12 protein-coding genes are annotated in these 13,339 nt (G+C 68.7%); 1 reads left to right on the plus strand and 11 read right to left on the minus strand.

Annotated features, from left to right (window positions below):
- Window positions 1-216: 216 nt before the first annotated feature.
- From DM450_RS12230 to DM450_RS12245, 4 genes are read right to left on the minus strand one after another with little or no spacing between them, the layout of a single operon-like run.
- Entirely contained in the window at window positions 217-2,925 is a 2,709-nt protein-coding gene (locus DM450_RS12230) for a xanthine dehydrogenase family protein molybdopterin-binding subunit (protein WP_142635161.1), read from the minus strand.
- Complete coding sequence (locus DM450_RS12235) at window positions 2,922-3,428, minus strand: (2Fe-2S)-binding protein (RefSeq protein WP_142635163.1); 507 nt, start codon at window positions 3,426-3,428, stop codon at window positions 2,922-2,924. Before DM450_RS12235 ends, DM450_RS12230 begins: the two co-directional genes overlap by 4 nt.
- Entirely contained in the window at window positions 3,425-4,294 is an 870-nt protein-coding gene (locus DM450_RS12240) for an FAD binding domain-containing protein (protein WP_142635165.1), read from the minus strand. Before DM450_RS12240 ends, DM450_RS12235 begins: the two co-directional genes overlap by 4 nt.
- The gene (locus DM450_RS12245; RefSeq protein ID WP_142635167.1) at window positions 4,291-4,998 is read right to left on the minus strand and encodes a CoxG family protein; all 708 of its coding nucleotides are present in this window, start codon (window positions 4,996-4,998) and stop codon (window positions 4,291-4,293) included. Before DM450_RS12245 ends, DM450_RS12240 begins: the two co-directional genes overlap by 4 nt.
- Window positions 4,999-5,223: 225 nt before the next feature.
- On the opposite strand from DM450_RS12245, the gene DM450_RS12250 reads away from it, so the two are divergent.
- Window positions 5,224-6,015 (plus strand): SDR family NAD(P)-dependent oxidoreductase, encoded by a 792-nt coding sequence (locus DM450_RS12250; protein ID WP_185928601.1) that lies wholly within the window; start codon window positions 5,224-5,226, stop codon window positions 6,013-6,015.
- 163 nt (window positions 6,016-6,178) lie between these two features.
- On the opposite strand, the gene DM450_RS12255 is transcribed toward DM450_RS12250, so the two are convergent.
- The 7 genes from DM450_RS12255 to DM450_RS12285 form a co-directional block, all read right to left on the minus strand.
- On the minus strand, window positions 6,179-6,547 hold the full coding sequence (locus DM450_RS12255) for an EthD domain-containing protein (protein ID WP_142635171.1): 369 nt from the start codon (window positions 6,545-6,547) through the stop codon (window positions 6,179-6,181).
- Window positions 6,548-6,688: 141 nt separating this feature from the next.
- Window positions 6,689-8,362, minus strand: coding sequence for a flotillin family protein (locus DM450_RS12260; RefSeq protein WP_142635173.1), 1,674 nt, complete (start codon window positions 8,360-8,362; stop codon window positions 6,689-6,691).
- Between the two features lie 482 nt (window positions 8,363-8,844).
- On the minus strand, window positions 8,845-9,507 hold the full coding sequence (locus tag DM450_RS12265) for a YqiJ family protein (RefSeq protein ID WP_142637837.1): 663 nt from the start codon (window positions 9,505-9,507) through the stop codon (window positions 8,845-8,847).
- Window positions 9,500-10,228 carry a hypothetical protein gene (locus DM450_RS12270; protein WP_142635175.1) on the minus strand — a complete coding sequence of 243 codons (729 nt, stop codon included), beginning with the start codon at window positions 10,226-10,228 and terminating at the stop codon, window positions 9,500-9,502. Before DM450_RS12270 ends, DM450_RS12265 begins: the two co-directional genes overlap by 8 nt.
- 18 nt (window positions 10,229-10,246) lie before the next feature.
- Entirely contained in the window at window positions 10,247-11,464 is a 1,218-nt protein-coding gene (locus DM450_RS12275) for a toxic anion resistance protein (protein ID WP_142635177.1), read from the minus strand.
- A 94-nt stretch (window positions 11,465-11,558) separates the two neighbouring features.
- Entirely contained in the window at window positions 11,559-12,407 is an 849-nt protein-coding gene (gene fdhD, locus DM450_RS12280) for a formate dehydrogenase accessory sulfurtransferase FdhD (protein ID WP_142635178.1), read from the minus strand.
- Between the two features lie 35 nt (window positions 12,408-12,442).
- Window positions 12,443-13,339 carry a formate/nitrite transporter family protein gene (locus DM450_RS12285; RefSeq protein ID WP_142635180.1) on the minus strand — a complete coding sequence of 299 codons (897 nt, stop codon included), beginning with the start codon at window positions 13,337-13,339 and terminating at the stop codon, window positions 12,443-12,445.

The raw sequence follows: 13,339 nt of genomic DNA on the forward strand, positions 1-13,339 counted from the left end.
GCCGACCGAACAGGAAAAAGGGGCGCAGCGATGCGCCCCTTTTTTTGTCGATGCTGCGGCGCGCTTTGGCCCCGACAAAACTCCCGTCGTCCCCGCGAAGGCGGGGGCCCCGCTTTTCTTAGCAACGTGAGCGTAAGGAAACAGGAAGCGGGATCCCCGCCTTCGCGGGGATGACGGGGTGGTTTGGGTTAGCGCCGTCGGTGGAATGCCCGAGCGCTAAGCCCGCTCGCCGGTCACCTTGGCCGAGCCGAACATGCCCATCTTGCACTTGCCGGTGATGGCATCGCCGCTGACTTCGAGATCGTACTTCAGCGTGATTTTCATCGGCTTCTCGACCATGAGATCAAAGCGCAGCCGGTTGCCCTCGGCCGTGCCCCCGGCAAAGTCCTGACGCCCCTCCGGCGCGGAAAGATAGCCGCTGAGCGCGGTGCCCTCGACATCGAAATGCGCCAGCATCGCCTGCGGCCCCATCGGGGTCTTGAGCACCATGTTCCAGTCGCCCTCCGGCCCGGCCGAAGACGCGACCGGCACTGCCACCACCGGCTCCGGTGCCGCAACCACGGCCTCAACCGTCACCGGGTCCGGCGCATGGACTCCCGAAATGTCCCGCTGTTCGATCACGTCGAGAATACGCGCAGGCGTCAGCGGCAGCACCACGTCGCCCAGTTCGCCGAACGGCGTGAGCGCATCGGCAATGGCGTTCACCAGGGTCGGCGGGCCGATGATCGCCCCGCCCTCGCCCACGCCGCGCATGCCGCCGATGGTCTGGGACGGCGTGTCGGCATGGACAAATTCGAAGGTCGGCACATCGCTGATCGACGGCAGCATGTAGTCCTTGAACGTCGCCGCCTGCGGATTGCCGCGCGCGTCGTAGGGCATCTCTTCCAGCAGCACCATGCCGATCGCCTGCGCCAGCCCCCCGGAAATCTGCCCTTCCACCACCGCCGGGTTGATCACCGTCCCGCAATCCTCCGAGGAGATCCAGCGCAGGATCGTCACGAAGCCGGTCTCCGCATCCACCTCGACCACGGCCAGATGCGTGGCGCTGGTGAAAGTCATCGGCGGCGGCTGGTAGCGGAACTGCATTTCCAGCCCGCTCTCGAACCCGGCGGGCAGACGGTCCGGCTCGCCATAGGCAATCGCGGCGATCTCCGCGAGCGGGCGGGCCATTTCCGGCGCGCCGTCCACGCGCACCATGCCATGGTCGATCACCACGCTCTCTACGCTGGCGTTGAGCAAGTGCGCGGCCAGCGTGCGCACCTTGTCGGCCAGCATCTCCGAGCAGCGGATCGCCGCCCCGCCGGCAATCACCCCCTGCCGGCTGCCCGCCGCGCCCGGACTGAAGCCGCCGCGCGTGGAATCGCCCTCGAACACGGTGACGTCCTCGTAGCGCACGCCCAGCCGGTCGGCGATGCACTGGGCCATCGTTGTCGCGGTGCCGTGGCCCTGCGAATGGGTGGAGAGCGTGGCGGTGACCTTGCCGGTCGGCTCGATCCGCACTTGCGCCAGTTCGCCCGTCATCGGCGCCATCGATCCGGCCGAGCCGGTCGGCTCGACGTAGGACGCGATGCCGACGCCCAGATAACGCCCCTCCGCCCGTGCGGCCGCCTGTTCGCGCCGGAAGGCGGCCATGTCGAAATGGTCCAGCAGCTTTTCGAGGCATTCGCCGGGGGTGATGTCCTCCAGCGGAATGCCCATCGAAGTCACGGCGGGCTGATCCGTCCGATAGACCAGATTGCGCCGCCGGATCTCCACCGGATCGATGCCGAGCCGCCGCGCCGCCCGGTCCAGCAGGGTCTCGCGCGCCAGCGATTCCATCGCCCAGGGCCCGCGATAGGCGGCCAGCCCGTTGGTATTGGTGTACCATCCGCGCGAAACGAAGGCGTAGGCGGGCTGCTTGTAGGCCGCCCAGACAAACATGTGCACGGCGATATTGCTGTCCGCCCCTTGCGGGAAGGCGCCGTTGTTGCAGTCATAGATGCCGTGCGATCCGGTCAGCCGTCCTTCGCCGTCGAACCCGGCCTGCAAGGTCATTTCCGCCTCGCGCGCCTGATTGGACGCGGTCAGCGCCTCGTAGCGGTCCTCGATCCACTTGAGCGGCTTGCCCAGGAGCAGCGCGGCGACGATCACCGCGCACTCTTCCTTCCACGGGTGGTTCTTGAGCCCGAACGCCCCGCCCACGTCCTTGGCGATCACCCGGATCGCGCTGTCCGGCAGGCCCAGCGCCAGACTGACCCAGCGCGCCACCAGATGCGGGCTCTGGCAGGTGATCCAGAGCGTCAGTTCCTCCGGCCCGTCGCGCGAGGCGAGCACCCCGCGCGTTTCCATCGGCGACTGCGAGATGCGCTGGTGGACGATCCGGTGGCTGAGGCGCAGCGCCGATCCGGCCAGCCTGTCCTCCAGTTCGTCCTCGATCTCCTCGTCCCCGATTTCGGCGGCGACATTGCTGTCCATGCCGGGATGGATCGGGCCCGCCGCTTTGGCCTGCGCAATGGTGACGACCGGGTCGAGTTCCTCGTACGCGATCTCGACCAAAGAGGCCGCGTCTTCCGCCTGCGCGCGGGATTCGGCGATCACCATGACCACCGGCTCGCCCGCATAGGACACATGGCCATCGGCCAGCGGCGTGATCGGGATCTCCGCCTCGGTAAAGAAGAACGAGAGCATCGTGATCGGCCGCGCGGCGAGGTCCGCCATCGTCAGCACGGCGTGGACGCCGGGCATCTCGCGCGCGGCCGCGGTGTCTATCGAGACGATCCGCCCGCGCGCGATCGGGCTGCGCGCGAAGGCGACATGCAGCGTGCCCGGCAGCGTCACATCGTCGACGAACTGGCCGCGCCCGGTCAAGAGGCGCGGGTCTTCCTTGCGCGGGACGCGCTTGCCGATCCAGCGGGTGGCGCCGAGGCTGGAACCCGGCGCGTTCATTCGGCCGCTCCCGGTCCGGCCACTCCGGTGCCGACAGTGCCTTCGGCCAGCGCCCTGGCGGCGCGGCGGATGCCCTGATAGCCGGTGCAGCGGCAGATGTGCCCGCTCATCGCGGACACCAGTTCTTCCTCGTTCGCCTTGGCCTCCCCGCCGGTGAGCGCGGCAAACGTCATCAGCACGCCGGGGGTGCAGAACCCGCATTGCAGTCCGTGCGCCTCGCGCATGGCCTGCTGCACCGGGTGGAACGTGCCGTCCGGCGCGGCGAGGCCTTCCACCGTGGTCACCGCGCAGCCGTCGGCCTGAACCGCCAGCATCAGGCAGGACCGCACCGCGCGCCCGTCCACCATCACCGTGCAGGCCCCGCAGACGCCGTGTTCGCAGCCGAGATGGACGCCGGTGCACCCCGCACCGAGCCGCAGGTAATCGGCCAGGCTGGTGCGCGCCTCCACCCCGGCGCTGCGGCGCTGGCCGTTGAGCGTCAGTTCGATCGCATGCTCGCTCATGCTGTTTCCTTCAGGGCAAAAGCCTCGCGCAAGGCCCGCGCGAGGATGCGGCGGCCGACGGTGCGGCGATATTCGGCGCTGGCGTGGCGGTCGTCGAACGGGGCGCTGTCGGCGACGCCAAGCGCCGCCAGCGCATGCGCATCGAGACCGGAAAGCGCGGCGCCGACCAGCGCCGCTTCCAGCTGCCGCATGCGGATCGGCGTCGGCCCCATGCCGAACCAGGCGAGGCCCGCGCGCGTGACGATGCCGTTCTCGACCACTGCCGCGCCGACCATGCCGACCAGCGCAAAGTCGCCCGGACGCCGCGCCACCTCGCGGAACAGGACAAGGTGCCCCTCCGGCCAGTCGGGATACGTGATCCCGGTCAGCAGTTCGTCCGGCTCCAGCGCGGTCATGTAGGGGCCGATGTAGAACGCGTCGGCGGGCACCTTGCGTGTGCCCCGGACCGAGGTCAGGTCCAGAACCGCCCCAAGCGCCACCGCCGTCGCAGGCATTTCCGCCGCCGGCTCGCCGAGCGCCACCGAGCCGCCCACGGTGCCCCGGTTGCGCGTCTGGTGATGGCCGACATGGCCGAGCGCGGTGACCAGCGCCGGCAGGTGCGCGGCCAGCAGCGGATCGTCCAGCGCATCGGCCTGCCGCGTCATCGGGCCGACGCGCGTGCCGTCCCCGACGCGGAAAACCCCCTGCAAGGCGGCGATCCGGCCGATGTCGACCAGGATGAAAGGCTGGCTCATGCGCAAGTTCAGCAGCGGCATCAGGGTCTGCCCGCCCGCGATCACGGTGGCGCCGCCGTCCGCCTCGGACAGGATGCGGCAGGCCTCCGCCACGCTGGCGGGGCGCTCGTAGTCGAACGGCGCGGGCTTCATCGCCGCGCGTCCCGGCGTCCTGCCGAAAAGGCGGCGGCGGCGGTCACCACCAGCAGCACCAGCGTCATCACCAGTTCGGCGCGCATCTGCCCGGCGCCGAGCAGGAACCCCGCCAGCAGCGCCGTGACCAGCGCCGCCACCCAGCCCCACAGGATGCCCGCCGAAGTCGCCGGGGCCTCCGAAGCCGTTGGAACGGCACCAGCCGCAGGTCCCCCGACCGCCGCGACCGGTGCCGCCACCCCTTGCCCGGGCGAGGCAGCGCCCCCCGCAACCACCGCGCCGAACGTCGCGAAGAACTTGCCCGCCAGGTTCTTCGCGGTGGCATCGATGATCGCTCCGCCCAGCTGCGCCATGCGCCCGCCGACTTCGGCATCAACCGCATAGGCGACCAGCGTCCCCCCGTCCGCCGTATCGCTGAGCCGTACTTTGGCCCCACCTCTGGCCGTGCCCGCAACGCCGCCGCTGCCCGATCCGGTGATCGTGTAGCCGTTCGGCGCGTCGAGTTCGGACAGTTCCACCCTGCCCTTGAAGCGCGCGCCGATCGGGCCGATCTTCACCTGCGCACTCGCCACGAAGCGGTTGTCACCGTCCGGTTCGAGCGCCTCGCAGCCGGGAATGCACTGCGCCAGCACGGCCGGATCGTTGAGCGCCTGCCACACCTGCCGGCGCGGCGCCGCGATCCTCTGCTCGCCCGTCATCTGCATTGCGCGTTCTCCCCGCCTCGCCCGGTTTGTCGTTCCCTGCAGGGTGAACGCGATCTCGCGGCCCGGCGCAACCGCTATGAGCGATGCTGTATCTTATTCCCCCGGGCGATGACTTGGCCAGGGCCTTGCACGGCGGCTGGTGGAGCGGCCCCGCCGCCCTTATCCCACCCGCACAAGCCCCGAACCGCCGGAAGGCAGGCCAAGAGGCAAACGAGGAGCAGAGGCGTGAGCGCAACCGTCATCATCACCGGCGCCGCCGGCGGCATGGGCATTCCCACCGCGCGGCGCTTTGCCGCCCAGCGCCGCCCGCTGCTGCTCTGCGACGTCAGTGCCGGGAAGCTGGAGCACGTCGCGGCCGAACTGCGCGGCGAAGGCGCGGCGGTGACGACGCTGGCGGGCGACATCTCCGCCCCCGACTTCCCGCAGGCGCTCCTCGCCGCACTGGGCGACGCGCCGCTGCATGCGCTTGTCCACACCGCCGGTCTCTCGCCGACGATGGCCGATCCGCTGCGCATCCTCGAGGTCAACTACGTCGCCACCGAAAGGCTGGTCGCCGCGCTGCTGCCCCGTTTCGAGACGGGCGGCTGCGCGGTGCTGATCTCGTCGATGTCGGGCTACCTGCTGCGCGATCCGGCGATGGTTGCCGCGGTGGAGGACATGGTGGCCGGCAAGGGCAGCGCCGCGGTGGAAGGCTTCGCGGTCAATCCCGGCATGGGCTACACCCTGTCCAAGCGCGCCGTCATCGCCCTCGTCGGGCGCGAGGCGGCGGCCTTCGGCGCGCGCGGCCTGCGCATCTGCTCGATCGCGCCGGGTTTCATCGACACGCCGATGAGCCGCGCCGAACAGCAGGAAAGCGAACAGATGCGCCAGATGATCACGATGGTCCCGCTGGCACGGCTGGGCCACGGCGACGAGATCGCCTCGGTGGCACAATTCCTCTGCTCGCCCGCCGCCTCCTACGTCAGCGGCTGCGACATTCCGGTCGACGGCGGGATTCTGGGCCGCCTCGGGTTCTGAGCGCCCGTTTGGAAATTCGCGAAAAGCGAATTTCGCGGCACCAGCCCACTCCCCCACCCGACCGCCCATCGGCAGTATCCTGAGGGCGGTCGGGTGGGGGAGTGGGCTGGTGCCGCCCTCAAAATGCCCTTTCGGGCATTTTTCAAACAGACTCTGACCCAGTTCACGGCACGAGGTCGCTCTCGCACTCCGTCACGGCGGCGATGCGCAGCGAGGTCCGGTCGAACAGATTGGCCTCGTCCGCCACGATGTCCGCGGGCATCAGGCTGGTCGTCATGTAGCGCAAGGCGCCGCGAAACACCGCCTCGTCCTCGAACCAGAGTTCGGTGATGACGTCGGGCCCGTCGGTGAACGCGCCCGTCTCGGGATGGACCTGCGGCTCCAGGTAGCGCCGGACGTAACGCGAGAGCCCCCGCGCATGACGCACCGCCAGCGGGGCATGGCGCGTCTCGTAATAGTCGCGGAACTGCTGCGGCGTCAGGTCGGCCCGGCGCTTCATGAACAGCAGGATCTTGTAGGTCTTGGGCTCCATCACGCGCTCTCCTTGCGGCAGGCGGCAGGGTAGCACCGGCGGCGCGGCAGACCACGGCGGCACTCAGCGCCAGTGCGATGATGCAGCAGGGGGCGGCGAACCGAAGTCCGCCGCCCCCTGCCTTTGCCCCGGCAAATGGCCTTATTCGGGCTCGCCCGCCTCGACCTCCGGTTCCCGGGCCGTCGGGATGGCGCCCTGCACGAGGCTGGCGAGCGAGGACCCGTCGAGCCCCAGCTCCTTCATCAGCCCGTCGATCACCGGCGCCTGCGCGCGGTAGGCCAGCGCCGCCGAGACCGCGTCGTTGGCAAGGTTGCCCGAGCCGCCGGATACGCCGCCCGCCGAAGCGCCCCCGGCAGCATGGCCGCCCTTCTGGGTGAGCCCGTCGAGCTGCACGATCTTGATCGAATCGATCGCTTCCATCGGCTTCACGCTCTCGCGCACCACTTCGGGCAGGACCTTCAGGAGCGCCATCTTCATCTGCAGCGAGATCTGGTCCGAGGACAGCAGGTTCGCCGCCTCGTTGATCGCGCGCTGGCCGGCCGCCTCGACCTCGAAGCGCACGCGCGCCGCTTCGGCACGCAGCTTCTCGGCCTCGGCCTCGCCTTCCGCCTCGAGGCGCAGCGCCTCGGCGCGGTTGGACGCCGCTTCCTTTTCCGCCTCGGCCTGGACCCGCACGCCGATCGCCTGGCGTTCGGCCTCCTTGGCGGCCTCGATCAGCTCGATGCGCTTCTGGCGCTCGGCGACCTCGGTGTCGCGGCTGGTCGTCACCTGTTCCTCGGCGGCCACCGCCTTGGCACGGGCCTCGTCGGCCTGGGCCTTGGCCTGGCTTTCCTCGCGGCTCTTGTTCTGCACCGCGATCTGCTGTTCCTGACGGGCCAGTTCGACCGCCTGCGCCTGGGCGATGCGGGCTTCCTGGATCGTCCGGTCGGCCTCGATCTGCTTGGCGTCGACCTGCTGCTTGGCGAGAATGCGCGCCTCGTCGGCCTCGCGGCCGCGCAGGGCCTGCTCACGGGCGACTTCGGCGGCCTGCTCGGCGCGGCGCATCTCCACCTCGCGTTCCTGCTCGAGCCTTGCGAACTCGTTCTCGCGCTGGATCTGGAAGGTCTGCCGCGCGGCTTCGAGATTCTTGGTCTCGATCTGGACGCGGGTTTCCTGCTCGATGTCGTTCCTTGCCTTCTTGCGCAGTTCGATCTGCTCGGTCAGCTTGGTGAGGCCCTCGGCGTCGAAGGCGTTGTTGGCGTTGAAGTGCTCGATCGAGGTCTGGTCGAGCCCGGTCAGCGAGACCGATTCCAGCTCGAGGCCGTTCATCGCGAGGTCCGAGGACGAGACCTGCTGCACCTTCTGCACGAAGTCGGCGCGCTGTTCGTGGAGCTGGTTCATCGTCATGCCCGCCGCGACCGAGCGCAGCGCGTCGACAAACTTGCCCTCGACCAGTTCCTTCAGGGCCTCGGGATGCATGGTGCGCGCGCCCAGGGTCTGCGCGGCCATGGCAATGGCCTGCGCATCGGGGCGCACACGCACGTAGAACTCGGCCTTGACGTCGATGCGCAGGCGATCGAGCGTGATCAGCGCGTCCTGGTTCTTGCGCTCCACCGCGAGGCGCACGGTGTTCATGTTCACCGGCATCGTCTCGTGGAAGATGGGCAGCACCAGCGCGCCGCCGTTCATCACGACCTTCTCGCCGCCGATGCCGGTTCGCACGAAGCCGATTTCCTTGCTCGCACGCCGATAGAGCCGGGCCAGCATGACGCCGAATGCGATCAGCAGGACGACAACACCGCCGGCAATCAGGCCGATCTGGTAGAGGCCGTTCATTTCCGTTCTCCTTCAAGGGGATGCCGCGGACGGCCCAATGCCCCCGCGAAACCTCATCCCGACACAACTTCATCTCAACACAACCGCGCACGCGAAGACGCGGTTGAGTTGCCGATGACATCATGCCCCGCCCGATCCTGCCCGAAACCGCAGCCGCGGTCCCACGTCCGCACAGTTCAACCATGCGCCGCTTGCAGGATTTTAACGGGCCCTTCTTGAGACCGCGCCGGTCAGGACGACCGGCGATGAAACCGATACTGCAGGATCAGTATCGACCGCGAGGATCAACGCGGACGCCGCAAGGACGGACACGCGCGCATCTTCGACTTCTCCCGATCAAGACGCTGCGGACGGCACCGCGCCCCGCTCTCTACTTCGCCTTGTCTGTGAAAGACTTATAATCGAATCGCGATCCGCCTCCTAGCGAAACCGGATTTTTGCGAGTCGATTGCAACAAGCCCCGCACCGGCGGAGGCCGGTGCTCAGTCCAGCCGCGGCAGGTAATGGTCGCCGCGGGCGATGGCCTTGAACAGCTCCCCCTCGCGGCGCACGATCAGCACTTTCTCGCCCTCGGCAAAGCGCTGGCCCTCGTTGTCGGGCTCCAGCATGACGTGGTGCTGCTGGCCGAACCGGTCCGAAACCCGGGCCCGCGCCGGCGAGCCCCGGCTGGCGGTGCCGATGACGATCTCCGCCTCGCGGCCGACCAGCTCGATGCGGTCGATCGCGGTGGTCTCGTCCCGGGGCAGCAGGCGGCCGATCGGGCGCGCGACAAGGCCCGTCACCGGCAGCGCCGCCAGCCCCGCCACCGGGCCGACCAGCCAGGCGCTCCACGGCGACCCGGTCAGCGCGGCGAGGAACTGCTGCCCGGCCAGACCGATCACCGCGAACAGGCTGAGCAGCAGCATCAGCCACATCATGAACGGCATCCGCCCGAGCCCGACGATCGAGATCAGCCCGCCGTCAAGCGCGAAGTTGCCCCCCGCATGGCCCCCGAGATGGCCGCCTGCAGGCCCATCGACATCGAGGTCCAGGTCCGCTCCCATGAGGTCCGCCAGTCCGACGAACTGGAGCACCGCCAGCAGCGCGACGACCGCCAGCGCCACCGAGAACGGCAGGTTTCCGGGCGCTGTCAGCAGTTCAAGCATCGCCGCGCGAATCGACGTACTTGGCTTCGAGGAAACGCCCGCGCGTGGCCAGCGCATCGAGGTCCCCGCGCGAGAGGTCGAGGCTCATCGCCTCGATCTGCCCGGCGATCACGTCGAGCCCGTCGACCAGCTGTTCGGACGGGGTGGTGCCGCCGGCATGGGGCTTGTTGCGCAGCTCGGCGGGAATACGCGTGTAGCTGTCGACCAGCGAGGGCAGATGCTCGGACAGCAGCTTGCGCACCTCGTGCGCGGCAGGGCCGTTTTCCTGCAGCGCGGCAAGCTGCGGGGCGATCTGCTCCAGCCGCACGCCGATCATGTCCACCGCGTCGACGGCCGCGCTCGGCAAGGCGCGGCGGCGGCTTTCCAGCCAGATCTCGGTCGATCCCGCCAGTTCCGGCAGGGTCGCGCTGCCAAGATCGCCGGTATTGAGCCGCGGGCTCGACGGGTAGATCGACAGGAAAAAGAACACCGCAAAAGCCAGCAGCGTGGTCAGCACCGTGGTCGCGAAGGAGAGGCCGCCAAGGATCAGCCCGGCGGTCAGCGCGGCGATGAAGATGCCCGCCACCGCCAGGAACGCCCGGCGGATGCGCCGCCAGCGGAACGCCCAGCGTTCACGGCGCGCGGTATAGAGCCGCGCGGCCCGCTGGCGGCGGGCGGCACGGATGATGTCCTGGTTCACGGCACTGCGCGTGGAGACCGCGCGCGAAGAGGGTTCCGACATGGTGCTAGTCTATCAGGCTCAGTCCAGCGCCTCCAGCAGCGCCTTGGCCGCCTTGGTGTCCGCCGGTGAGGTGGCGCCTTCGGCCTGCCCCTGGGCGCGGGCGATATAGGCCCTGGACCGGGTGACTTCGCCTTCCAGCGACTGCACCGTCTGCTTCATCGAATCGAGCGCCTGCATCTTGAAGCTGTCGATCGAATCCATCGTGTCGTAGATGTTCTGGAACGCGCGGCTGAGCGTTTCCAGCGGGATCGTGGCGTTCGCCGCCTGCTCGTGGATACGCGCGGTGTTGTCCTTGAGCATCTGGCCGGTGCCGTCGATGATCCGCGCGGTGGTGGTGTTGAGCGCGGTGATCTGGTCCAGCACCAGCTTCTGGTTGGCCATCGCCTGCGCCACCGTCACCGCCGTGCGCAGCGCGCCGACCGTGGTGGTGGAGGCCCGGTCGACACCCTTGATCAGTTCGACGTTGTTCTTCTTGACCAGATCGAGCGCGAGGTAGCCCTGCACCGAGACCGCCATTTGCGTGAGCAGGTCCTGCGTGCGCTGGCGCACGTAGAACAGCGCCGATTCGCGCACCGCCTTGGCCTTGGCAGGGTCGGTATGGTCGAGGTCGCTGGCCTTCTGCTCCAGCGTCTCGTCCAGCGCCTTCGACAGGAAGATCATCTGTTCGAGCTTGCCCATCGCCGCCCAGAGGTTCTGGCGCTCGACGTCGATGGCGGCATTGTCCATCAGGAGTTCGTCCTTGCCGCCCTGCAGGCGGGCGAGGATCGCGCTGATGTGGCCCTGTGCGCTGGAATAGCTGTCGAAGTAGTTGCGCAGCTTGTTGCCCATCGGGATGATCCCGAAGATCTTGCGGCGCGAGAGCAGGTCGCCCTTGGTCGAAGGGTCGAGGTCTTCCACCGTGCGGCGCAGTTCGGCAAGGTCGGCGCCGACCCCGGCGTCCTTGTCCATCGCCCGCACCGGACGGTCGAGAAAGCGGTTGGACTGGCCCGAAGCCTCTGCGATTTCCTTGCGGCCCATGTTGGTGATCTGGTCGACGCGGCGGCCGAATTCGGGCGAGCTCGAATCCTGCGAAACGAGGTCGTTGACGAATTCGTCGACGCGGACCTGCAGCTTCGACTTCTGCTCCTCGCCCACCGGCACGAGCCCGGCGGCCTTTTCGGGCTGCACCACCGGCACCGGATCGGGAGGCGTCAGCTTCAGTTCGCCGGCCGTCACCTGATCAGTTGTCGTCGCCATCTCGGAAAAATCCCCGTCCTGCAAGAAATGTAATCGTCCGCAACGAATCTAGGTCGGCCCCACAAAACTACAAGCAAAACAGGAACCGCCCGCTTTACGGTTCGACGAGCGGCGTGGCCCCTTCGTCGGAACTCCGGGTATCGGTAACGACCAGCATGGCATCGTCGCGCGCCACGACGCAGAGCGAGAGGCCCGCCGCCTGCGCGCGGCGCACCGCGAGATCGGTGGGGGCGGAAATCGTCACCAGCAGCGGGATGCCCGCGCGCACGGTCTTCTCGACCAGTTCGTAGGAGCAGCGCGACGTCATGACAACAAAGCCCTGCGCGGGGTTGGTATCGCCCCGAGCCCCACTACGAGCAAGCGCGCCGATCAGCTTGTCGAGCGCGTTGTGGCGGCCGACGTCCTCGCGGATCGCCAGCAAGGTGCCGTCTTCATTGCAGAACGCGGCCGCGTGGGTGGCACGGGTTTCGCGGCCCAGCGCCTGCGCCCCGCCCATGGCATCGAGGCCGCGCCGGATCGCCTCGGGGCTGGCCGCGCTCCGGCGCGAGAGCGATGGCAGGGGGCGCAAGGCCGCCTCCACCCCCTCGATCCCGCAGATGCCGCAGGAACTGTCGCCGGTGCGGCGGCGGGCGCGTTCGATTATGAGCAAGAGACGCTCGGGCGGGAGGTTGACGCGGGCGACATAACCCCTGCCCCAGGCGCCGTTCTCGACCGGATGGACGGCCACCTCGCCGATCTCGTCCGCCGCCGCCAGCCCTTCGGCCATGAGGAAGCCGGTGACGAAGTCCTCGATCCCGGTGGGGGTGGCCATCATCACCGCATAGGCGATGCCGTTGGTCTCGATGGCGATGGGGGCCTCGACCGGGACGGTCAGCCTCTCGCCCGCGTCCTGCCCTGCGCCGTAGCGGCTGCGAATTACGGTGATGGGTGCGGCGCCGTCCATGCCACCGATCTAACCCAGCCGGTCGCTGCGGTCATTCAGATTTCGCCCTTGATCTGTGCATAGGCGAGCAGCGCGAAGAGGCCGGTCCCGCCCAGCACATTGCCCAGCAGCGTGGGCAGCAGGTGCAGCGCGAAGACGTCGGCCACCGGCATCTCGCCATGGGCCATCAGCAGGAACATCTCGGTGGAGCCGGCAACCACATGGGTAAAGCCGCCCGCCCCGATCAGCCAGGCGAACAGCGCCACGACAAAGATCTCGACCCCCTTGGAACTCGGCAACATCCAGACGAACGCGGCGATGAAGAAACCGGCGGGAATCCCGTCGAGCAAGGCCGCCGTGCCGCTCGCCTCCGCCGCCTTGCGGGCCACGGCCAGCATGCCCGCCAGCGTCGGATGCGACGGGTCGACCACCATGTCGAGGATCAGCGCGGTCAGGAAGGTGCCGCAAAGGTTGGCGGCCAGCACCACGCCCCAGAGCCGGGCCGTTCGCCACAGCCGCTGCGTGTTGGGCCCGGCCAGCAGCGGCAGGACCGCGGTCAGGGTGTTCTCGGTGAAGAGTTGCAGCCGGGCGAGGACGACCAGCACGAACCCCATGGCATACCCCAGCGCAGCGATCAGTTCGCGCTGCGGATGGCCCTCGAAGGACTGATGCAGCAGCCCTTGCGCAAAGACCGAGGTGGAAATGCCGATGCCCGCGGCAAGGCCGGACCACCACAGCGACATCGCCGGGCGGTAGAGTTCCTCCTCGCCCTCGCGCCGGATCACCGAGAACACGGTGCGCGCCGAAAGCCTCAGGTTGTCCTTGATCTGGCCGCGCTCGTGGCCGGTCAGCCCGGCCTCGTCGCGGGCGATCTCGCGGTCGCTCGCCCGGCGCTCGGGATCGTCGTGGGCAAGCGCGCCGGCAGGCTCGGAAGGGGTGGGGGCATGATCCAT

Source organism: Sphingomonas sp. IC081 (assembly GCF_006874585.1).
GTDB lineage: Bacteria > Pseudomonadota > Alphaproteobacteria > Sphingomonadales > Sphingomonadaceae > Novosphingobium.

Excerpts from the sequence above, each read along its gene's own strand:
- DM450_RS12230 (WP_142635161.1), bottom strand. The coding sequence starts at position 2,925 with ATGAACGCGCCGGGTTCCAGCCTCGGCGCCACCCGCTGGATCGGCAAG.
- DM450_RS12235 (WP_142635163.1), bottom strand. The coding sequence starts at position 3,428 with ATGAGCGAGCATGCGATCGAACTGACGCTCAACGGCCAGCGCCGCAGC.
- DM450_RS12240 (WP_142635165.1), bottom strand. The coding sequence starts at position 4,294 with ATGAAGCCCGCGCCGTTCGACTACGAGCGCCCCGCCAGCGTGGCGGAG.
- DM450_RS12245 (WP_142635167.1), bottom strand. The coding sequence starts at position 4,998 with ATGCAGATGACGGGCGAGCAGAGGATCGCGGCGCCGCGCCGGCAGGTG.
- DM450_RS12255 (WP_142635171.1), bottom strand. The coding sequence starts at position 6,547 with ATGGAGCCCAAGACCTACAAGATCCTGCTGTTCATGAAGCGCCGGGCC.
- DM450_RS12260 (WP_142635173.1), bottom strand. The coding sequence starts at position 8,362 with ATGAACGGCCTCTACCAGATCGGCCTGATTGCCGGCGGTGTTGTCGTC.
- DM450_RS12265 (WP_142637837.1), bottom strand. The coding sequence starts at position 9,507 with ATGCTTGAACTGCTGACAGCGCCCGGAAACCTGCCGTTCTCGGTGGCG.
- DM450_RS12270 (WP_142635175.1), bottom strand. The coding sequence starts at position 10,228 with ATGTCGGAACCCTCTTCGCGCGCGGTCTCCACGCGCAGTGCCGTGAAC.
- DM450_RS12275 (WP_142635177.1), bottom strand. The coding sequence starts at position 11,464 with ATGGCGACGACAACTGATCAGGTGACGGCCGGCGAACTGAAGCTGACG.
- fdhD (WP_142635178.1), bottom strand. The coding sequence starts at position 12,407 with ATGGACGGCGCCGCACCCATCACCGTAATTCGCAGCCGCTACGGCGCA.
- DM450_RS12285 (WP_142635180.1), bottom strand. The coding sequence starts at position 13,339 with ATGGATCATGCCCCCACCCCTTCCGAGCCTGCCGGCGCGCTTGCCCAC.